Origin of the sequence: Escherichia sp. 93.1518 (genome assembly GCF_013368915.2) — a bacterium.
In the GTDB taxonomy this organism is placed as follows: domain Bacteria; phylum Pseudomonadota; class Gammaproteobacteria; order Enterobacterales; family Enterobacteriaceae; genus Escherichia; species Escherichia ruysiae.
Map to the genome: position 1 here is coordinate 1 of NZ_JABWMT020000016.1, position 22,604 is coordinate 22,604.

A 22,604-nucleotide genomic window follows, 5' to 3' on the forward strand; every position below is an offset into this window, starting at 1 on the left:
TTACAGATAACATCTAAACAGAACTGGGAGCTTCCGTGTCGTCTCAGCACCAAACTTAATCTTTATCATTCTTATTCTATAATAGACCTTACTTACACTTAAACATGTGATCTTTGAAATTTCTTTTATTTTCCTCCTTTTAATAAAGTAGAGGTACAGAATCTCTCGTTCAATATCATTAAGAGAGCACAAGATTTGTTCTGGTGGATATGTATAATCAATTGATAACCGATTTCCATAGTGTATAGTTACATTATCAGCACATATGCACTTAACAGGCCCCCCAGAAAAAAGAAGACTGTATAAAAAATAATTATTATTATCGCAGACTATATAAACATGACTATATTGCTGAACGGCCTCATATACAGAGGCACGCCCACTGAACTCAAAACATTTATACCCTTCATCCTGGCTTGCAAAATATAAGATACCATTTTTTAAATAAATGTCTTTTGTAACCATTATTAGAGCAACGGTCATAGCATATATAAAAACATTAGATACCTGAACTGAATTCAACTATAAGCTAAAGTAAAGAAAAAGGCCATTCTAAAAAATAGCAACATAAGATAAAATTTTACACTACTGAATGTCAGGCAGATAAGTATATTTGACTGTCTATAGTAATCAATCAATAAGAAAACCTGAACAATATGTTCAGGTTTTCTTTTTTATCTACTCTACGACTCAGAATGTATAACGAATATTAGCATTAATTAACTTATCAATATTGTAAGAACCAAACTCAGATCGCTCCATATTCAGACTTATCCTGGTGTTTTCTTTGATTTTAGTATTTAACCCGACATTGAATACCACTCTGCTATCTTTACCATTATTAATATATGTATCACCTGCCAGATCCTTGAATGCTGTCACAGTAGGCTTAAATAAATCGTACTGATAATTAATCCCAGTCAATGCTGTAATTTCCCAGTCTTTGCCCCTGAATGTTTTGCCAAATTCAATGCCTGTGCGACCAATTAACGGTTGCATCCGCTTACGTTGCATATTGATCTCAGCTCCATTGAATTGCCAGGAAAACTGATTCTCAGATACAGTACCGTAGATCAACTCTGTTTGCGGCTGTATATATGTTTCGTCAGGTAAGGAAAAACGCCAACCGGCCTCAGCGCCCAAATACCAGGAGTGCGAGCCATAATCTTGTTCTGGCATTCCTAACGCACTTGATGAGTAATGATTGTCATGACGCACATATTTCCCGATAGTATCTACATAGAGTCCAGAGTCAAACATAGCTGAAGCGTACACACCAATACCCGTTGATTTGGTTCTTCCTGACCATCCACTTCCCCGGTTATTACTGTTTGTAAATGTCGCCGTTACGCCAGTAAATAACTCTCCGCCTTCAATTATATGTTTCCTGTCTGCCCCAATTTGCAAGTGCGTATGACTTCCGGTAAACCCATCAGTAGCTGAGCCCGAACCACTGTTAAGTCTAGCCCAGGCTCCTGTTTCACCGTGGGTATGGCGTAAGTCACCCATACGATCATTCAGATTATTAATTTCTGTAATAAAGTTTTTATAACCGAGATCCATAAAACTCTTGCCTGTCCGCAAAGCGGCTTTATCAGGCTGTATGTAAAATCCCTCCAGACGCCATTGCTTATTAACGTCGGTCTCCAACATATCAAGTTGTGGTGTGAAACTATGGAACCCCGAGTTTATTGAAACCGGGTTAAGTGTAAATATATCGCTTTGTGTATTTTTCGGGGCAGTAACCAATGACACAGGGTAACCGGCCTGTTTTACTGAATTCGTCGTAGGAATAACAACCAGTGTGTTATTCGCCCCTGTCAACGCCTGGTTTACCGTCACCGTATCTGCTGCTTTACCATCGGCATTAATAATGAACGAACTGTTAGTGGCCTCCAGCGTATCTGCCGTCAGTTCCCCCTGCCCGAGACGATTAAAACTCAGTGTTGAACCATTCAAAGTGAGCGACTTAACCACCGACTGCTCATTTGCCAGCCAGGCAGTGTCCTTCATTGTTACACTTGCCAACGGCGCGCTGATATTTCCATAGTAATTTGTGGATTGGTTAATATCAGTCGTGCCAAAGCTAATGCTGGCCGCATCATTGGCATTGATATCTCCAGTGATGATCCCACCCGCGCCAACATTTAAGCTCGTGTTTTGTCCGCTAAGCTCCCAGCTTTGGGCGGAATACATCGTTCCTGGCTGGTCTGATAGTAAGGAAAGGCTCGAACCCGCATTACTGCTTACTGTCCCGTCAGAAAGCAATCCGGCTGTAGCGGTCAATTTTGCCCCTTCACCTAATGACAAAGAAGATTGGGTGAAACGGCTGAGCTGATTAAGTGTGGTATCTTTAGAGGTTATCGTCGTCGCACTATCTGTACTATCAATACCACCGACAAAATGTTCATTAATAGTTAGTGCCGATCCTTGTTTCAACTGTACATGTCCATTGAAACGACTCTGATCATCTTCTGCGGTTGCCTTTGACTTACCCAATGTTGGTTTGGTTGCCACGCCATTACCGTCATTGAGATCAATGTAAAGATCCTCACTACCTAATGTCACGATAGAATGATCGGCATTAATTCTCGTATTAAGGCTGGCGTTTCTTGCAAGATTAAATTCAGCATTTTGTAAGTTAAGCTCCGCCATACTGAACTGTCGATTTTCCCAATCATTCTGAGTAAATGACACTGGTTGGGTCAGTACTGAATCGTCACCCAACGCCTTTAATTTATTTGCTACATCCTGGCTGCTAACGGCGTGAACAACCGGATGTCCTTGCATAAATAGCCGACCATTTTGCTGAGTTACACTCCCCTGAGTATCCACTCCACCATCAATAACGAAATCATTCTGTGTTCCTGCTGTAACCTCATTATTGATATTTAGATTGCCGGTGAAATGGCCGTGCCAGATATTAGCAATCGTGGCTGTTGTATCTGGGCTGTTGAAATCCAGATTAACATTAGCCATGGAGCCACTGTTAGTCAGTATGGCTCCATCATCAGCCCCGTTAAGTTTATGAAAAGTCAAACCGTTTCCATTAATGTCGAGCTTGCCGCCATGATAGCCCCATTTGATATTATCTGGATTAATTTGTTTGTCGTCGCTTAGCACCAGAGTAGGGCGCCCGCTTACAATACTGACAGAACTGAACGCCTGGCTCAGTCCGTTATCATCAGCACGCTGTGCTAATATTACGGTTCCGTCTCCCACACTTAAACTTCCTGGGTTTACACCAGTACCGCTAATTTTTAACGTCCCCGTACCCAGTTTATGCAAACTATCACCAGTAACCCCATTAATCTGCCAGTCGACAAGATGCTCACCATTAACAATAATTCCGCCACCTTTCCATGTCTGAGTATCAACGGGCTTGACAATATAATCATCATCAAAAGTAAGTGTGCCAGCCCCCTGATTAACGGTATTTTCTAACACTACAGTACCGCCGCCCTGAAAAGTTAGATCTTTACCGCTATTAAGCGAAGCAGGCCATGTTGCGCCCAAATTCCCATGCATTGCCCATGATGAGCTTCCCTGGGTTAACGAACCAAGTCCCGTTTTTTCGTCATATGACCAATGAATATCCCCCTCACCTTGTTTTGTATTTACCGGTGCATCGGCATCTTGTTTCATCGTATTTTTTACGTCACCGGCAGGAATTATTGTGTACCAGTTAGTATTGCCATTGACCCCTGCATATGAATTGAGAACGGCTAACAAAACCCATTTATTTTGGTCTGCATCCCAGGCAAAAAGAGGAGAACCGCTGTCACCGGGAGTACCGTAGGTTGAGAGCGGAGTATTAGTGGTATTCGTGACAAAACTCCAGTCAGATATAAACGGCGTATTTACTATTCCACCTGTTTTATACGAGTACGCCCCCATTAAATGGGAAATTTTTCCGTTGGTATCTTTTACATATTGAGTCCCTGCTCCTACTCGATAGAACACAGGGAAACGGTTAGCATTTTGATAGGTTCCATTAGCTGTGCCCGCATTGGTTATATCTAGCGGTGTAACCTCAGTAACAATTTTGTTGAGACGGGGAGTGTGGAAATCTCTCCAGTGGTTATTTCTGTCAACAAGGGTATAGGAGGAATCATCCGCATAGCCAAATTTCACATATTGATAACCAACATTGTGCTTAACGCTGACGACATATTGTGGCGAAACCAATGTTGCAACCCCAGTCAAGTCATTAGAGCTGAAGTCAATCATGGGTGCTTTACTTAAGCTTGTAACGACATTGCCCTGTTTATCATAAAAAGATATGTTCACGGTGCCAGGTTTAAAAAGACCTTTATTTTCAGCAAAATCACGATAGGTCTGGTAAGGAATATAGTTTGTCGTCACCGAAGCCCTTGATGAAGCAGAACATAATAACCCTAACCCAATCATTAACAGGATGTTCAACGATAGTCGTGAAGTAACGCACTTCCTTATACCTTCACTAACTTCTGAAACGACAACCGCCTCGCCCTTTTTGTTCTTTTTTATTGCATATATTTTATTCACTTTATCTCCAGGTAACTATCTTCTTAAATCTTAAATAATTGACATTTAAATAAACTTTGGTAGCCGTCAATAAAAAAAGGCTTTCCTTTTATTTTTATATCTTGAGGAGATATCCTGATAAAGAATTTATTACCCCCGTTCTGTATTTTAACCATTTAATAAAAATAAAAGGATTGGTGACAATAAGTTGAATTTTCATGAGTAGGTATATCAAAAATAAAAAAATATGATAGAAAAATAACGGATGATTATTTGGCGTTTGATTATGAACTTACAGTGCAATATATTCTGCATCGCTCATCAAGATGGTTATGAGCTGACTTAAGAATTAAGCCTATTATTTATGGAGTATAAAATGAAAAAGCTGATTTTAGGTTCGGCAATTCTGGCAGTTTTAGGTGTGGCGTCTAGTGCTATGGCTGCACCAAACACGGGCACTGTGACCTTTATTGGTAGTGTTTCTACTGCAACTTGTGAAATTAATGTAACAGATAGTGCTGGCGCGCAGGTTAGCAATGTTAATTTAGGTACGCTTGCTAATACTGGAACAACTGGGCAACAAGTAGCTTTCAAACTCGTTCCTACAGACCAAACATGCCTTGGCAAGACTCAGGCCAATATTACGTGGTCCTCTCCAACACTAATGGCTACGGGGTTATCTAACGCTGCAACCGGAGGTACTAACGCGACAATGGCACTGGTCGCGATGAATGCAACCAAAACTGGAGCAGCAGCTGCAATTAAAACAGGCGCAACATCTCTTGATTATAATGTTACAGGTGGTATCCCCTCCTTCAATTACAATGCTTGGCTGGCTAAACCTGCCACTGGCGCGCTTACCGCTGGCCCATTCTCAGCCTCTGCAAGCTATGTAATCGCATATAAATAAATATTGCGCATAAAAAAGGGAGTCTCGACTCCCTTCTTAAATGAGATATCCGTCGGCAAGGAATAAAAATGAAAATAAAAGTATTATGTATCGCTATCATTTTTCATTTATGGTCAAATGAAGTTCTTGCCGACGATTTTAATTACAGTTTTATCCGGGGTGGAAGTAAAGAGATACCCGAGGTGTTGAAAAAAACCGGGCAAAACATACCCGGAAAATACGTTATTGACCTGTTATTTAATGGTTCTAAAACTGCGACCTCTGTAGATTTAGCGATCAGTAATGATGATGCAGAGCATATTTGTCTTTCTGATGAATGGTTGCAGGAAAAAGGCATTACTATCAATAAAGAATTTTATAAAGCGTATCTTAATCCCACACGCAACTGCTATCTCATAGATAAAGAGAAGAACAGCCGAGTATTTTTTGATCCTTCCCTGCAAGAGCTGTCAATCGATATGCCTCAGGCGGGTTTTATCGATACAAAAAAAGAAGGCGGCTCCTGGGATTATGGTAGTACCGGTTTTAAACTCGCCTATGATCTTAATACTTCAAAATCAAGCAACCAGGACCGGACAACATACGGTAACATTGAAGGCCAAGTCAATATTGGCGAATGGGTCCTGCTTGGCAGAGGATACGCGTATCAGGGGGAAAAATTTCAGAGCAATAACCTATTGTTAACACACGCAATTAAATCGATAAAATCAGATATTCTGATTGGCAAAACCCAGTCCTACAATACTCTGAATAACGGGTTTACCTTTTATGGCGCACAGTTAAAATCCAATCAGGATATGTATCCCTGGAACTCACAATCCTATGCCCCGGTAATAAACGGTATTGCCAGAACACATGCCCGTGTCACTGTCGAACAGGGCGGGTATACACTGAAATCATTCGTGGTTCCGCCAGGGCCTTTTGTGATTAACGATCTGACTGGTGTGTATTCTGGCGATATTATTTTAAAGATCTATGAAGAAGACGGCACGGTCAAAGAACAGCGATTCCCGGTTGCCGTTCTGCCGAATTTATTGAAACCCGGTAATTATAATTACAATATTGCCGTAGGTAGCAAAGTAGACCAATACAGTGACAAGCGTGATGAGGATAGCTTATTCGCGCAAATGACCTATGATTACGGTTTTGTGCCCTTTACGCTTAATACGTCTGCGCTGGTGGACAAAAACTACACTAACGTTGGTCTGGGGCTTATCCGTTCTTTTGGCTGGTTTGGCGCAGTCGCGATGAGCGGCAATCTGTCGCAAGCCAAATATCATAATGGTAAAGCCATGAATGGTTTTAGCGCATCGGTAAAATATGCCCGCGCCTTAGGGGAAAACGCAAATTTACAGCTAATCGGTTATCGTTTTAACTCAGAGAATTATATTGATTATTCAGATTTCAACTATCGCTATTACAGCCTGTTAAACAACAGGCCTAAACAGCGGTATGAATCGATTATTACCTATCAATTACCAGAAATGAATGTGTTCTTAAATATGTCTGCCTGGAAAGAGGACTACTGGGACACCTCCAGTGAAGTAGGTGCAAACTTGAATCTTAGCAAGAGCTTTAATAATATCTCGGTCTCTCTGAATGCCGGGTATTCCCGACTGCAGGGGATGGAATACGATTATAACGCCGGAGTTTCCCTTAGCGTGCCCTTTAGTGTGTTTGATAAATCGCACTATAGCTTCTCAGGTATAAACTATGATCGCCGTAACGGTACTAACTTCAATACTGGCGTTTCTGGAAATATCAATTCTCGCTTGAGCTATAATGCGTCCATCAACCAGTCGCGTAACACCACAGGAAGCGCAGTTTCTGCTTCTTATCTGTTTGATAGCGTACAAACTTCAGCAAGCTATTCGCAAATGGGGAGCACGTCGAGTTCGTCATTCCAGGTTGGCGGAAGTATTATCGGACTGCCTGATGCAGGTATTCTTTTTACGCCTGTTAAAAATGATGAAATTGCAGTTGTACAAATGGAAGATGTTCCTGGCGTCATATTCAATGGTTCCATGCCTGGCGATAAAAAAGGACGCGCAGTGATACCTTTAACAGCGTATAACAATAACACCATCACGGTCAATGCGGACAACTTACCTCAGAGCGTTGAATTAACCGAAAACGCAATCAATGTAACGCCAACAGAAAACGCGATTATCTATAAAAAGGTGAAATACAGAAAAATCAACACCTATATTGTTAAAGTCATCAGCGGTAATGGTTTCGTTATTCCAATGGGGAGTATTGCTAAAAACGCGGAAAATCAGGAAATCGGCTACGTCAACAACGGCGGCATTCTGTTAATGAATCTGGAAGAAAAAGATGAAGGGATAATTTCTGTCGGTGATTGCAAATTCGACTCTCGATCGCTGAAGAAAGATATGGGTAAAGTACAGGAGATTAAGTGTGGCTAAGAAAAATACACTACAGAAATTATTCACGTTCGCATCACTGTGTTTATTTACGGCATCAACTCATGCGGCTTTCGTCCTTAACAGCACACGTTATGTTTTTGATGAAAAAAGAGAGAATATCTCTGTACAGGTTGATAACCAGTCTACTCAGGAATATGGCGGGCAAATATGGATTGAAAATCAGGATCAGAACGATAAAAACGTCTATTTTGTGCCCAGCCCCACTTTTTTTAAAGTGGCTGAGCAGCATAAACAAATTCTGCGTATCCTGAAAATTAATGATGCATTACCAAAGGACAAAGAATCGCTATTTTGGATCAATGTTCAGGAGATCCCAAAAGCACCAAAAGAAGGCGAAAATTCCTTATCGATTGCGCTGCATACTCAGGTCAAAATGTTTTATCGTCCTGACGCATTGAAAGAGAAAAGGGAAAACGCTGAGCAGAATATTAAAGCGATAAGCAGTGAAGGGAACACCGTTCTCTGGAACGACACCCCCTACTACTTTGCGATAATCAGTGTTAAACAAAATGGAGCACCCATAAAAGTTAGCGAGGATATTAAAGATAAACTATCTGTGTTTGCTCCGGGTGAAAAAGTATCGCTGGGTAAGTCAGTCACCAGTAACAGCCTGAGTATTGTGGCATTCGATGATTATGGCGTTGATAAAGAGTATAAACTAACTAAATCCTGAGGCGCATTAGGTGTTTGCTATGTATAAATTCATACTTGCTCTTTTCATTGCTATTTTATCACTCAGTTCCATACCCGCCATAGCGGCAGACTGTAGCGGAGGAGGAATAGCTTTTCAAATTGATCCCAATGATTCTCGCTATTTTATGAATGGCTACACGTCGGCGGATAATGCCCCATTGTTACTTATGAATCTAACTCTAAGTAATGGCATTGATTGTGAACCGGATTATATAGAAAATGCAGTCAAGAAGAGTAAAATGACCTTAAAAATGACTGGTGGAGGAAGCTGTAAAACCCCCACCACCATAACGACGCCCTATCCAAACATTGAATGGCAACTGGAGGGTATGACGTGCAGTAGTGGGTTCATTGCCTCTAACAACATTAGAGATGTCGACTGGGATGGAAAAGCCCACTGGCCTGCAGGTACTTCTTTGGGAAAAGCCAGGCTTGTGGTAAATGATCAATACTGGATACAAAACACACAAACCGGTGAGTATACTGTTAATATACCGATACTTTCTGCAGGCAATACACTAGTTAACAGTCCCGCAATAAATGTCAGTTCAATATTGGGGGCAATGATGACTTTTATTTTTAATGACATTGGCACCTGCTCGATGTCTTTGTATCCTGAAAATATTGATTTTGGTAAATTAACCCCAAATGATGTTAATAGCAGTATATATAAAGAAATTATGGTTTCTTATTCTTGTAAAAATAAAGCTCTTATTAATGGGTTATATGTTCGCTTTGACCCGGAGAACGTGGTTGACGCAGCAAATGGGTTGTTTAGTGCCAGTGATAGTAATGGACGAAAATTAAACTTCCAAATAACCAGACAGTATGGGAATTTACAGACCATCCCTCTAAATACGAATTATAAAATATTTGAGCCATACAAATATGATCTTGATGCTACTGCGACATTCAGAATTAACGTTAAGCCTTCAACCCCACTTCCTGTCGGGAAGGTTTCAACGTACCTGAATGTTTCGCTAATATACAGATAGGCTGGATGACGTTATGCATAGATGGCTAATATTTTTTTTAATACTTTTTTCATTTCACAACGCCTCTGCGTCGAAATCAGTACAGAGGAGAGCGATGATAAACGCCGAGTTAGCCGTAAACACATGTGCATTGTCACTCTCTCCCGCAAACCTTAACTTTCAACAGGTCAGCTTTAGTCAGTTTGAAAATAGCGCAACAACGGCTCAGACCGTCGATTTGAATATTTCCTGCAGTTGGCCTGCAACGGGGATCTCCATAAAATTTTCGCCAGCCGCTGGCGTTGCTGCGAGCAGCACCAGTCTGATGAAAACGGGTTTATCTGGCGTTGGGCTTGCGTTGTCATGGAAAAATGCAACCGGTACGGATTTTGCGCCGCTTGAATTGAATAAGCCTTTTGCACCTGCATCGACGGCATTAAGTAAAAATAGTGAAACGCTTGGCCAGTTTCAGCTTTTACCCAAACAAATTCCCGGTGAAACGCTCCAGGCAGGGAATGTTAATACCAGTTTGACGGTCGAGGTGACCTATGATTGACAAGCGTTGTCTCCTTTTTCCCTTGCTTATGGGACTCTTAAGCGCATCCACACCGTTGGCGGGTTATGCTGCGCAAAAAGCAAACGTTAGCTTACCCATCAACATGACCGTGACCAATCCACAATGTCAGATCAATAATGGAACTGGTCTGCCTGAAAATGTTCAGCTTCCCCTTATAACGACATCAGGCGCTTTATTAGGTGACAATAATGTTGAAGTCCCAATTTTAATAAATTGCTTAAGTAATATTACCAAATTTGAAGTGACGTTTACTGGAGGCAATAACTCTAAAATCACGACCTCCAACAATATGGTAGATCTTACGCTGTCATGGAAAAAAGGCGGGGGAGCCGTTACATTTGGCTCACCGGTTGAGTTGAGTAAAGCCCCTTTTCTTGTGAGTCCAAAACAGTTTGACGGAAGCTTACTGGTCAGAGTTTCACCGCGTACAGGGACGATTCCTGCCGGAAGTTACACCGCCAGTTTGCCGGTTACATTTACCTATTATTGAGAGGGTGCCGGGGAACGCTCCCCCGGCTTTTAACCAGGTTAATCAAACACACCGTTAATAATTGCGGTTACCACTGAGGTACTCAACCAATCAGTACCAGATTATCCCCTATGATCATCATGATAGAAGAAATCTTCGACTCCGAGTCCGGGCACCACTAATTCCTGAGAACCCGCCTACAAGGCGGGTTTTTGCTTTTGGGAATACGTCCTTCCTGCCTTCGCCCCATCAACTGCGAATATCATCATACTCACGCGTTTTATCAAATTCGTGTTTCGCAAACGGGCACAGTGGGATAATTTTCCGTTTTTCCTGGCGCATTTTTTCCACGACTTTCGCTACCAGTTGTTTACCAATCCCCTGCCCTTTCAGGCTTTCATCAACATCGGTATGTTCGATAATCGCTAAATTCTCTCCGGTCGGCACAAAGACAATTTCAGCTATTTGATTTCCCTGGGCATCATTGATGTAAAATTTATTATGACCCTCACGTATTTCCATTTTCCCCTCGCTTATTTAAGACGGTATTTCAGTGCGCCGCTGGGGCACGTATCAATAACATTCACGACGGTAGCGACGTCTACTTCATCCGGCATGATCCACGGCTTACGTTTGAGATTAAACAGTTTGCTATTACCGCGCACACAATTACCGGAATGCTGACATATTGCGGTGTTGAAATAGACATCGACCTTTTCGCCGGTATAGCAGCGATAACCAACGTCCAGTAGTTCCTGATCCATGACCTTCCCTCCCTCATAAGTATGGTTTTCGCTATAAGCATAGCTCCCGAATCGCCAGACGACACTGGAAGTTTCAGTTACCAAATCAGCTTCCCCGAATGGCCAATCCCCTTACTCCCTTTGAATTACCCGCAGCATCAGAGATAATGCTTAGGAAATTTGTCATACAAGGAAGCTGATGAGACATTCACTGCCCTACCGCATGTTACGCAAACGTCCGATGAAACTCAGTACCACGGTGATCTTAATGGTCAGCGCAGTGCTGTTCTCGGTGCTGCTGGTAGTGCATCTGGTTTACTTCTCGCAAATCAGCGATATGACGCGTGACGGGCTGGCTAACAAGGCGCTGGCCGTGGCGCGTACCCTTGCCGACTCGCCAGAAATTCGTCAGGGCTTGCAGAAAAAACCGCAGGAGAGCGGTATCCAGGACATCGCCGAAGCTGTACGCAAACGCAACGATCTGCTGTTTATTGTCGTTACCAATATGCAAAGCCTTCGCTACTCGCACCCTGAAACCCAACGCATTGGTCAGCTCTTTAAAGGGGACGACATCCTGAAGGCGCTCAACGGCGAGGAAAATGTCGCGATTAATCGCGGTTTTCTGGCACAGGCTTTACGCGTATTTACCCCTATCTACGACGAAAATCATAAGCAGATCGGCGTGGTGGCGATTGGTCTGGAGCTAAGCCGCGTAACGCAGCAGATCAATGACAGTCGCTGGAGCATTATCTGGTCAATTTTATTCGGTGTGCTGGTTGGCGGGCTGGGTACATGGATTTTAGTCAAAGTACTTAAGCGCATCCTGTTCGGCCTGGAGCCTTACGAAATCTCAACTCTGTTTGAGCAACGCCAGGCAATGCTGCAATCAATCAAGGAAGGTGTCGTTGCCGTAGACGCGCGCGGCGAGGTCACACTCATCAATGATGCTGCGCAAGAACTGCTTAATTATCACAAATCCCAGGATGACGAAAAGCTATCGACACTGAGTCAGGCATGGTCGCAGGTGGTGGATGTCTCGGAAGTATTACGTGACGGCACGCCGCGACGAGATGAAGAGGTTACCGTCAAAGATCGGCTATTACTCATCAACACCGTACCCGTACGCAGCAATGGCGTTATCATCGGAGCCATCTCTACCTTCAGGGACAAAACGGAAGTTCGTAAGCTAATGCAACGGTTGGATGGGCTGGTCAACTATGCCGACGCACTTCGTGAACGCTCCCACGAATTTATGAACAAATTACACGTGATTCTCGGATTATTACATCTGAAGAGTTATAAGCAGTTGGAAGATTACATTCTAAAAACAGCCAACAACTATCAGGAAGAGATTGGCTCTTTGCTGGGTAAAATCAAATCTCCGGTTATCGCTGGTTTTTTAATCAGCAAGATTAACCGCGCGACCGATTTAGGCCATACGCTGGTATTAAATAGTGAGAGCCAGTTGCCAGACAGCGGTAGTGAAGATCAAGTCGCAACGTTAATTACCGCACTGGGAAATCTGATAGAAAACGCGCTGGAGGCATTAGGGCAAGAACCCGGTGGTGAAATCAGCGTTACGTTGCACTACCGTCACGGCTGGCTGCACTGTGAAATTAACGATGATGGTCCGGGAATTTCCCCCGACAAAATCGATCACATTTTTGAAAAAGGTGTCTCGACAAAAGGAAGTGAACGAGGCGTCGGTCTGGCACTTGTCAAACAACAGGTTGAAAATCTCGGCGGCAGCATTGCCGTGGAATCGGAACCCGGGATTTTCACACAATTTTTTGTCCAGTTACCCTGGGATGGGGAGAGGTCGAGCAAATGATCAATGTATTAATTATCGATGACGACGCAATGGTGGCGGAGTTGAATCGCCGATACGTGGCGCAGATCCCTGGTTTTCAATGCTGCGGAACAGCCTCGACACTGGAGAAAGCCAAAGAGATTATCTTCAACAACGAAACACCTATCGACCTGATCTTGCTCGATATCTATATGCAAAAAGAAAACGGGCTCGATTTACTGCCTGTCCTGCACAACGCTCGATGCAAAAGCGATGTGATTGTCATCTCCTCGGCTGCTGATGCCGCAACCATTAAGGATTCTCTGCATTATGGCGTCGTTGATTATCTCATCAAACCGTTCCAGGCATCACGTTTTGAAGAGGCACTCATCGGCTGGCGACAAAAGAAAATGGCGCTAGAGAAACATCAATACTATGACCAGACCGAACTGGATCAGCTAATTCATGGCAACTCATCTAACGAACAGGATACCCGCCGACTGCCGAAAGGCTTAACGCCGCAGACTTTACGCACGCTGTGCCAGTGGATTGACGCTCACCAGGACTATGAATTTTCAACCGACGAGCTGGCCAACGAGGTTAACATCTCTCGCGTTTCCTGCCGCAAATATCTGATCTGGCTAGTAAATTGTCACATCTTAGTTACCAGTATCCATTATGGCGTCACCGGTCGTCCGGTTTATCGCTACCGTATTCAGGCAGAGCATTACTCATTACTGAAGCAATATTGCCAATAACGCGTTATTAGTTATCTGGAAGTAACAATTATTGCAGTAATGCAAACCAGCACTGGCACAAGTTACATCAGCCATCAGTAAAACTTGTGCCAGATCAAATATAATTATCCCTCTTCATCCCCTGCGAATTAATATCAATTCGGATAAATAGAGTTTTTAATTTCAAAACGCTAACAAAAGTTAATTAACTATTATGTCACCCGTATTATGTGTATTTTTACCCACAAATAGGTAGATCAGAATAATCTATAAACTTGATGATATCTGTCTGTAGAACAAAAATTATACCAATAAATATCAACAAGATAGAGCAAAACAGATCTTTAACATCTGCGAAACACAAACTATAACCCCATCGCCAGAGAGTATTTTCCTCTGAAAAAGTCACTTATCACAGTGCATAAATTTACCGCTGTCTGAATCAGCCAATATTCACTGTGAAGTATTTACTCAAGCCAGTAACGACCAAACAGATATTTAGTCAGTCTCTGATAACAGTTCATCCAAAACAGAATGTGGCTGTGATCTATTTGGCAAGAATTTAAATGGGATTATCGCGAGGGTTTACACATGTTATTTACCATCCAACTTATCATAATACTGATATGTCTGTTTTATGGTGCCCGAAAGGGCGGTATCGCGCTGGGTTTATTAGGCGGTATCGGCCTGGTCATTCTGGTATTCGTCTTCCATCTTCAGCCGGGTAAACCACCGGTTGATGTCATGCTGGTTATCATTGCGGTGGTGGCGGCATCGGCGACCCTGCAAGCCTCTGGCGGCCTGGATGTTATGCTGCAAATTGCCGAAAAACTGCTGCGTCGCAATCCGAAATATGTTTCCATCGTCGCACCATTTGTCACCTGTACGCTGACCATTCTTTGCGGTACGGGTCACGTGGTTTACACCATCCTGCCGATCATCTACGACGTTGCGATTAAGAACAACATCCGTCCGGAACGCCCAATGGCGGCGAGCTCTATCGGCGCGCAGATGGGGATTATCGCCAGTCCGGTGTCGGTTGCCGTTGTATCGCTGGTCGCAATGCTGGGGAACGTAACCTTTGATGGTCGTCACCTTGAGTTCCTCGACCTGCTTGCGATTACCATCCCCTCTACCTTGTTAGGTATCCTGGCGATCGGTATTTTCAGTTGGTTCCGTGGTAAAGATCTGGACAAAGACGAAGAGTTCCAGAAATTCATCTCCGTACCAGAAAACCGTGAGTACGTTTACGGTGACACTGCCACGCTGCTGGATAAAAAACTGCCGAAAAGCAACTGGCTGGCAATGTGGATCTTCCTCGGGGCAATCGCGGTGGTCGCACTTCTTGGTGCTGATTCTGACCTGCGTCCGTCTTTTGGCGGCAAACCGCTGTCGATGGTACTGGTTATCCAGATGTTTATGCTGTTGACCGGGGCGCTGATTATTATCCTGACCAAAACCAATCCCGCGTCCATCTCAAAAAATGAAGTCTTCCGTTCCGGTATGATTGCCATCGTGGCGGTATACGGTATCGCGTGGATGGCGGAAACCATGTTCGGTGCGCATATGTCTCAAATTCAGGGCGTACTGGGCGAAATGGTGAAAGAGTATCCGTGGGCTTATGCCATTGTTCTATTGCTGGTCTCCAAGTTTGTTAACTCCCAGGCCGCTGCACTGGCAGCAATTGTTCCGGTTGCACTGGCGATTGGCGTTGACCCGGCATACATCGTGGCTTCAGCACCGGCTTGCTATGGTTATTACATCCTGCCGACCTATCCGAGCGATCTGGCAGCGATTCAGTTTGACCGTTCCGGAACCACCCACATCGGCCGCTTCGTCATCAACCACAGCTTTATTTTGCCAGGGTTGATTGGTGTGAGCGTATCGTGCGTCTTCGGCTGGATCTTCGCTGCGATGTACGGGTTCTTGTAATTGCACTCTGCGTGCTGCCCGTCGCTGTGCGGCACGCCATTTTCGTATAACAAATACAGAGTTACAGGCTGGAAGCTATGTCAAATAAAGAGTTTATTTATCAGGCGCCTTTCCCGATGGGGAAAGACAATACCGAGTACTATCTGCTCACATCCGATTACGTTAGTGTTGCCGAATTTAACGGCGAAACCATCCTGAAAGTGGAACCTGAAGCCCTGACCTTGCTGGCGCAGCAAGCCTTCCATGACGCTTCTTTCATGCTCCGCCCGGCACACCAGCAACAGGTTGCTTCTATTCTTCATGACCCTGAAGCCAGCGAAAACGATAAGTATGTGGCGCTGCAATTCTTGAGAAACTCCGAAATCGCCGCCAAAGGTGTATTGCCGACCTGCCAGGATACCGGCACCGCCATCATCGTCGGTAAAAAAGGTCAGCGAGTGTGGACCGGCGGCGGTGATGAAGAAGCCTTGTCAAAAGGTGTCTATAACACTTATATCGAAGATAACCTGCGCTATTCACAAAACGCACCGCTGGACATGTACAAAGAGGTCAACACCGGCACTAACCTGCCTGCGCAAATCGATCTGTACGCAGTAGATGGCGACGAGTACAAATTCCTCTGCGTTGCCAAAGGCGGCGGTTCTGCCAACAAAACGTATCTCTATCAGGAAACCAAAGCCCTGCTGACTCCGGGTAAACTGAAAAACTTCCTCGTTGAGAAAATGCGTACCCTCGGCACCGCAGCCTGCCCGCCGTACCATATCGCGTTTGTGATTGGCGGCACGTCTGCGGAAACCAACCTGAAAACCGTCAAGTTGGCAAGTGCTCACTATTACGATGAGCTGCCGACTGAAGGGAACGAACACGGTCAGGCGTTCCGCGATGTTCAGTTAGAACAAGAACTGCTGGAAGAGGCTCAGAAGCTCGGCCTCGGCGCGCAGTTTGGCGGTAAATACTTCGCTCACGACATCCGCGTAATCCGCCTGCCGCGTCACGGCGCATCCTGCCCGGTGGGTATGGGCGTCTCCTGCTCCGCTGACCGCAACATTAAAGCGAAAATTAACCGCGAAGGTATCTGGATAGAAAAACTGGAACACAACCCAGGTCAGTATATTCCTGAAGAGCTGCGTCAGGCGGGTGAAGGCGAAGCGGTGAAAGTCGATCTCAACCGTCCGATGAAAGAGATCCTCGCCCAGCTTTCGCAGTATCCGGTATCCACCCGCTTGTCACTCACCGGCACCATTATCGTTGGTCGTGATATTGCGCACGCCAAGCTGAAAGAATTGATCGACGCTGGTAAAGAGCTGCCGCAGTACATCAAAGATCATCCGATCTACTACGCAGGTCCGGCAAAAACGCCAGCCGGTTATCCATCGGGTTCTTTAGGCCCAACCACCGCAGGCCGTATGGACTCTTACGTAGATCTGCTGCAATCCCACGGCGGCAGCATGATCATGCTGGCGAAAGGTAACCGCAGTCAGCAAGTCACCGACGCGTGTCATAAACACGGCGGCTTCTACCTCGGCAGCATTGGCGGCCCGGCGGCAGTGCTGGCACAGCAGAGCATTAAGCATCTGGAATGTGTCGCTTATCCGGAACTGGGTATGGAAGCTATCTGGAAAATCGAAGTAGAAGATTTCCCGGCGTTTATCCTGGTCGATGACAAAGGCAACGACTTCTTCCAGCAAATCGTCAACAAACAGTGCGCGAACTGCACTAAGTAACTTCTTTGGCCCAGCGCCTGGCGGCATACTGCCAGGTGATCCCCCTGGGCCACCTCTTTTGCGATTGTAATTTCATGCTTGCTGGTGAATAGTCAGTATTTTCCCTGACTTGCGAACTCACCATGACCCGCACACTCAAGCCGTTAATTCTTAACACTGGCGCACTGGCGCTGACGTTAATCCTGATTTACACCGGAATTTCGGCTCATGACAAACTCACCTGGTTGATGGAAGTGACGCCGGTAATTATTGTCGTACCGTTGCTGCTTACCACCGCCAGACGTTATCCGTTAACACCGCTGCTCTATGCACTGATTTTCTTTCACGCCATCATCCTGATGGTCGGCGGACAATACACCTACGCGAAAGTCCCCGTTGGTTTTGAGGTGCAGGAATGGCTGGGGTTGAGCCGTAATCCGTATGACAAGCTGGGGCATTTTTTCCAGGGGCTGGTGCCTGCACTGGTGGCACGAGAGATTCTTGTACGCGGGATGTACGTTCGCGGACGTAAGATGGTGGCGTTTCTGGTCTGCTGCGTGGCGCTGGCGATAAGCGCGATGTATGAATTAATCGAGTGGTGGGCGGCGCTGGCAATGGGCCAGGGAGCGGATGATTTTCTCGGCACCCAGGGCGACCAGTGGGACACGCAATCCGATATGTTCTGCGCGCTGCTTGGCGCATTAACGACGGTGATATTCCTCGCTCGCTTTCATTGCCGCCAGCTACGGCGCTTTGGCTTGATAACCGGATAACAACGTGCGCTTTGTTGATGCCGGATGCGGCGTGAATTCCTTATTCGGTCTACAAAATTTGCAAATCCAAAGCATTGTATTAAGACGTGGCCTGATAAACATAACACATCAGGCCATTTTCGTTAGCTATTGTCCACGTCAGGCTTTCACATCACTCACTGCACCGACCGGAATATCAGCATGAACAGGTTCGGGCGGTACTTTGCGATATTTATCCAGCAGATGGATCTGGATCCTGCGCAGCGTGTCGCCATTGAGGCGATAGAAACGAAAGTAGAGAATCAGCGTTACCATGAAAAACAGAGTCGGTAGAGCAATCATAATAAACTGCATACCTAATAGGGCTTGCGTAGACTGTTCAACATTCGGTACATAGCCAATCATCCCTAACACAACCGCAATGAAAAAAGCCGCAAAGGCTGAACCGCCCTTCACCACCATAGTCTGCACGGAGTAAGCGATGCTTTCACAGCGTACGTGCAGTTTATATTCACCGTAATCAACGGTATCTGCCACCATGATGACCTGTAATACCCAGAAAAGCGCCGTTCCCACATTCAGCAAAATACCCGCAATCACAATGAGGACGACGTTGTGATAGCTCATTAATGCCATTAACAGGAGAACACCACAGCTTAACACCGGAAGAATAGATGCTCCGGCCCATAAAATGCGTCGGGATAATGATTTAACTAAGCGTGGGAAGAATACTAACGTCACCAGGTTAGCAGCTCCCGCATACGACAGATAATAGGGGAACAAATCCGCATCACCGATAACATATGAGAAATAATAGATAGCAAAGCCGGTAATAATATTGCTGGCTACATTATAAGCAAGAGCCATACCCAAGAGGCATGAAAGCTGATCGTTTTTATAAATTAGCGCAACGATGGCTTTAAGTGTCAGATGGCTTCCTTCAGCAGACGGTTGATTGTCTGACGAAAAGACTTCATGCACATTGCGCAGAGTGATGATGGTTGAAACAATAAAAAAGGCGATCAGTACCAGAGTGAACATCTGAAAGCCAAATCCCCGATCGGCACCGCCGACATAATTAACAAATGGTAGCGTCACACCAGCCGTAACAAAGCCTGCCAGACTGGCAAAAAAACGCGGATAAGGAACCAGTTGTTCGCGCTCACGTTTATCGAGCGTTATGGTTGGAACCAGCGACCAGAAGGGAATATCCATAATGGTGTAAGTCATGCCCCAGAGGATGTAGGTCACGCAAACAAAGACAATCTGAGTAGTACCTTCAAACAGATGCGCACTAAAGAGGAGAAATAAGATTACAGAGTTTGCCAACGTACCGATCAGGATCCAGGGTTTGAACTTACCCCATCGCGATCGCGTAGCATTTACAATCCATCCCATAATCGGATCGTTAATAGCATCCCAGATCCTCGCCACCAGAAACAAAGTACCGACCAAACCCACAGACAGCCCGACGACATCGGTGTAGTAATACATGAGGTACATATACACAATGCCGATCGCAAAATCCTTCCCGAACGCTCCAAATCCATAACTGAGTTTTGTAGTCATTGAAATGCTCATAGGGTATCGGGTCGCTGTTACCAACGCCCGCCTTCTGTTATTGGTATCGTCAGAGGTGTGCGCCGGAATAAATCCCCCGGCGCAGTAGCGTTTAGTCGCGTTTTAACGGTGCAACCAGCCTGGCAGCCAGTCGCCGTGGGCGGCAATCAGGTCGTCAACAAGAGCATATATTTCGTCAATGCCCAGCACGGCGGCAGTATGCGGGTCCATCATCGCGGCGTGGTAAACACGGTCACGATTTTCCGTAAGAATAGCTTCGGTCAGCAGCGTCTGTACGTTGATGTTGGTTTGCATCAGGGCGGCCAGATGCGAAGGTAGCGTACCGACTTTGGTCGGCTGAATGCCATTAGCATCAACCAGACAGGCTACTTCCACGCAACATCCTTGTGGCAGGTTATCAATCAAACCATCGTTACGGACGTTGCCATAAATCACACTCGGCTCGCCAGTCCAGATAGCGTTCATGATTGTGCTGGCATATTCCCGTGATGGTTTAATATCAATCAGGGAGGCGTTTTTATACTCCTCCAGCTCTTTATGCCAGTTCGCCAGCTGCTCGACGCAGCGTTTCGGGTACTCATCCAGCGGTACTTTATAACGCTCAATCAAATCCTCACGACCTAGCTTAATAAACCACGGTGTGTACTCAGCAAAATGTTCTGACGATTCCGTAACGAAGTAGCCTAGCTTTTTGAACATTTCGTAGCGCACAATATTCTGGCAGCGAGGATTACCATGAATATTCGGCTTCGGTGCCTGACCTGCGTCATACGCTGCCAGCAGTTCCGGGTAGAGATTCACGTAACTGCCGTCGGCGGTTTTGCGCTCCAGTTCCAGGTAAAACGCCATATGGTTGATACCCGCACAACGATAACGCAGCGTAGCGGGGTCAATATTGAGGTCACGCGCCAGCTCTTCCGCCGTTCCTTGCACCGAATGGCACAGCCCTACCTGTTTGATATGCGGATAGCGGGCATACATCGCCCAGGTATTCATCGCCATCGGGTTAACGTAGTTGAGCATGGTGGCATCGGGGCAGACTTCTGTCATGTCTTCGCAAATTTGCCACAGGTGCGGAATGGTACGCAGCGCGCGCATAATGCCGCCCGGCCCCAACGTATCGGCAATAGTTTGTTCCAGACCATGGCGCTTACAGACCTCGAAATCAGTCACCGTGCAAGGTTCATAACCACCAATCTGAAATGCCACCACGACAAAATCGGCATCCTGTAAGGCTTCTTTCTGTTGCGTGTGGCAGGTGATTTTGCCGCTGGCTCCTGCTGAATCCATCAGCTTACGCACCACAATGTGCGACTCTTCCAGGCGAGTTGGATCAATGTCCATCAGAGCAATATGCGCCGTTTTCAGCGCCTCGCGATGAAACACATCACCAAGAATATTTTTTACGAAAATTGTCGAACCAGCGCCGATAAAAGTAATTTTGGGTGCAGACATCATTCAGGTCTCCAGGCTTGCTTGAATGATTTCATCATGACAGGCGATTTCGCAGAAAGCCTCCGGCTTCCCGATTGAGCATTCCCAAAAACTCAGATCTGGGGTTACTTAGCAGTAAATCTGAGTTTTTGGGACTAAATTACCTAAAAAACAGAGTAATTGGCTCTTATAAAATCCTCTCTCTTTACGTTTTGTGTCGTCATTCGCAGTCATCCTCAGCCACTCATGCCATAATTCTGATAATCCAGGAAAGAGAGCCATCCATGAATACAGATACCTTTATGTGTAGCAGCGATGAAAAACAGACCCGCAGCCCGCTGTCTCTGTATTCAGAATACCAGCGGATGGAGATAGAGTTTCGTGCACCGCATGTCATGACCACCAGCCACTGGCATGGTCAGGTTGAGGTAAATGTGCCTTTCGATGGCGATGTGGAATACCTGATTAACAATGAAAAAGTGAATATCAATCAGGGGCATATCACACTGTTCTGGGCCTGTACGCCACACCAACTAACCGATACCGGAACCTGTCAGAGCATGGCGATTTTTAATCTGCCGATGCATCTGTTTCTCTCCTGGCCTCTGGATAAAGACCTTATAAACCACGTCACTCACGGCATGGTGATTAAATCGCTGGCGACACAGCAACTTAGCCCCTTTGAAGTGCGCCGCTGGCAGCAGGAATTGAACAGCCCGAATGAGCAAATCCGCCAGCTCGCCATTGATGAAATTGGCCTGATGCTCAAGCGATTTAGCCTCTCCGGCTGGGAACCGATTCTGGTCAATAAAACCTCGCGCACGCACAAAAACAGCGTCTCGCGCCATGCGCAATTTTACGTCAGCCAGATGCTGGGCTTTATTGCAGAAAACTATGACCAGGCGCTGACCATCAACGACGTGGCTGAGCACGTCAAACTAAACGCCAACTATGCGATGGGGATATTTCAGCGAGTCATGCAGTTGACGATGAAACAGTACATTACCGCGATGCGCATCAACCACGTTCGCGCGTTACTGAGCGATACCGATAAAAGTATTCTCGATATTGCCCTGACGGCAGGTTTTCGTTCGAGCAGTCGTTTTTACAGTACTTTCGCCAAATATGTCGGTATGTCGCCGCAACAATACCGCAAACTTAGCCAACAACGCCGCCAGACACTTCCCGGTTAAAAACGATATCAGTATCAGCCAAAAAAATAATTTAGCTGTCGATAATAAACATTGAAAATTAATTGAAAAATTAATATAAGCTTCTGTTTATAATAACAAAAAATTAAAACCGCTTATTTTTCAATCGCTTTACAGCCTGAAATGCCCGGAAGATACTTGCCCGC

General features: G+C 45.4%; 17 protein-coding genes. 12 read left to right on the forward strand and 5 right to left on the reverse strand.

Translation table 11 applies throughout. The annotated features are described in order from the left end of the window. Nucleotides 1-690: 690 nt before the first annotated feature. Nucleotides 691-4,527, reverse strand: coding sequence for a S6 family peptidase (locus HEN21_RS13300; protein ID WP_176252146.1), 3,837 nt, complete (start codon nucleotides 4,525-4,527; stop codon nucleotides 691-693). A gap of 355 nt (nucleotides 4,528-4,882) precedes the next feature. Here HEN21_RS13300 and HEN21_RS13305 point away from each other — a divergent pair, with 355 nt between their 5' ends. The 6 genes from HEN21_RS13305 (at nucleotide 4,883) to HEN21_RS13330 (ending at nucleotide 10,597) form a co-directional block, all read left to right on the forward strand. Next, nucleotides 4,883-5,416, forward strand: a complete 534-nt coding sequence (locus tag HEN21_RS13305; RefSeq protein ID WP_105290481.1) for a fimbrial protein — start codon at nucleotides 4,883-4,885, stop codon at nucleotides 5,414-5,416. Between the two features lie 68 nt (nucleotides 5,417-5,484). Beyond that, complete coding sequence (pefC, locus tag HEN21_RS13310) at nucleotides 5,485-7,842, forward strand: PefC/AfrB family outer membrane usher protein (RefSeq protein WP_176252241.1); 2,358 nt, start codon at nucleotides 5,485-5,487, stop codon at nucleotides 7,840-7,842. Then, the gene (locus tag HEN21_RS13315) at nucleotides 7,835-8,536 is read left to right on the forward strand and encodes a fimbrial chaperone (RefSeq protein ID WP_176252240.1); all 702 of its coding nucleotides are present in this window, start codon (nucleotides 7,835-7,837) and stop codon (nucleotides 8,534-8,536) included. The genes pefC and HEN21_RS13315 overlap by 8 nt, the downstream gene beginning before the upstream one ends. Before the next feature lie 19 nt (nucleotides 8,537-8,555). Next, nucleotides 8,556-9,551 carry a fimbrial protein gene (locus HEN21_RS13320; RefSeq protein ID WP_176252239.1) on the forward strand — a complete coding sequence of 332 codons (996 nt, stop codon included), beginning with the start codon at nucleotides 8,556-8,558 and terminating at the stop codon, nucleotides 9,549-9,551. A gap of 94 nt (nucleotides 9,552-9,645) precedes the next feature. Beyond that, a complete protein-coding gene (locus tag HEN21_RS13325) occupies nucleotides 9,646-10,086 on the forward strand; it encodes a fimbrial protein (protein WP_105286321.1) in 441 nt (146 codons plus the stop codon). Further along, nucleotides 10,079-10,597, forward strand: a complete 519-nt coding sequence (locus HEN21_RS13330) for a fimbrial protein (RefSeq protein WP_176252238.1) — start codon at nucleotides 10,079-10,081, stop codon at nucleotides 10,595-10,597. The genes HEN21_RS13325 and HEN21_RS13330 overlap by 8 nt, the downstream gene beginning before the upstream one ends. A 228-nt stretch (nucleotides 10,598-10,825) precedes the next feature. On the opposite strand, the gene HEN21_RS13335 is transcribed toward HEN21_RS13330, so the two are convergent. Together HEN21_RS13335 and yjdI are read right to left on the reverse strand one after the other, a co-directional pair. After that, complete coding sequence (locus HEN21_RS13335; protein ID WP_000405640.1) at nucleotides 10,826-11,098, reverse strand: GNAT family N-acetyltransferase; 273 nt, start codon at nucleotides 11,096-11,098, stop codon at nucleotides 10,826-10,828. Nucleotides 11,099-11,109: 11 nt separating this feature from the next. Continuing rightward, nucleotides 11,110-11,340 (reverse strand): 4Fe-4S mono-cluster protein YjdI, encoded by a 231-nt coding sequence (yjdI, locus tag HEN21_RS13340; RefSeq protein WP_016159911.1) that lies wholly within the window; start codon nucleotides 11,338-11,340, stop codon nucleotides 11,110-11,112. Nucleotides 11,341-11,518: 178 nt separating this feature from the next. Between yjdI and HEN21_RS13345 the strand changes: the two genes are divergently transcribed. From HEN21_RS13345 to HEN21_RS13365, 5 genes are all read left to right on the forward strand, one after another. Further along, a complete protein-coding gene (locus HEN21_RS13345; protein ID WP_176252237.1) occupies nucleotides 11,519-13,150 on the forward strand; it encodes a sensor histidine kinase in 1,632 nt (543 codons plus the stop codon). Then, nucleotides 13,147-13,866, forward strand: coding sequence for a two-component system response regulator DcuR (dcuR, locus tag HEN21_RS13350; protein ID WP_021551520.1), 720 nt, complete (start codon nucleotides 13,147-13,149; stop codon nucleotides 13,864-13,866). The genes HEN21_RS13345 and dcuR overlap by 4 nt, the downstream gene beginning before the upstream one ends. Before the next feature lie 570 nt (nucleotides 13,867-14,436). After that, nucleotides 14,437-15,777 carry an anaerobic C4-dicarboxylate transporter DcuB gene (gene dcuB, locus HEN21_RS13355; RefSeq protein ID WP_176252236.1) on the forward strand — a complete coding sequence of 447 codons (1,341 nt, stop codon included), beginning with the start codon at nucleotides 14,437-14,439 and terminating at the stop codon, nucleotides 15,775-15,777. 77 nt (nucleotides 15,778-15,854) lie between these two features. Next, the gene (gene fumB, locus HEN21_RS13360; RefSeq protein ID WP_000066142.1) at nucleotides 15,855-17,501 is read left to right on the forward strand and encodes a class I fumarate hydratase; all 1,647 of its coding nucleotides are present in this window, start codon (nucleotides 15,855-15,857) and stop codon (nucleotides 17,499-17,501) included. 122 nt (nucleotides 17,502-17,623) lie between these two features. Beyond that, a complete protein-coding gene (locus HEN21_RS13365) occupies nucleotides 17,624-18,253 on the forward strand; it encodes a DUF2238 domain-containing protein (protein ID WP_176252235.1) in 630 nt (209 codons plus the stop codon). 138 nt (nucleotides 18,254-18,391) lie between these two features. Here the strand turns inward: HEN21_RS13365 and melB are convergent, their stop codons facing one another. Together melB and melA are read right to left on the reverse strand one after the other, a co-directional pair. Beyond that, nucleotides 18,392-19,813, reverse strand: coding sequence for a melibiose:sodium transporter MelB (gene melB, locus HEN21_RS13370; RefSeq protein WP_176252234.1), 1,422 nt, complete (start codon nucleotides 19,811-19,813; stop codon nucleotides 18,392-18,394). Between the two features lie 102 nt (nucleotides 19,814-19,915). After that, nucleotides 19,916-21,271, reverse strand: a complete 1,356-nt coding sequence (gene melA, locus HEN21_RS13375) for an alpha-galactosidase (RefSeq protein WP_176252233.1) — start codon at nucleotides 21,269-21,271, stop codon at nucleotides 19,916-19,918. Between the two features lie 260 nt (nucleotides 21,272-21,531). Here melA and melR point away from each other — a divergent pair, with 260 nt between their 5' ends. Continuing rightward, complete coding sequence (gene melR / locus HEN21_RS13380) at nucleotides 21,532-22,440, forward strand: transcriptional regulator MelR (protein WP_001090774.1); 909 nt, start codon at nucleotides 21,532-21,534, stop codon at nucleotides 22,438-22,440. Nucleotides 22,441-22,604 lie beyond the last annotated feature (164 nt).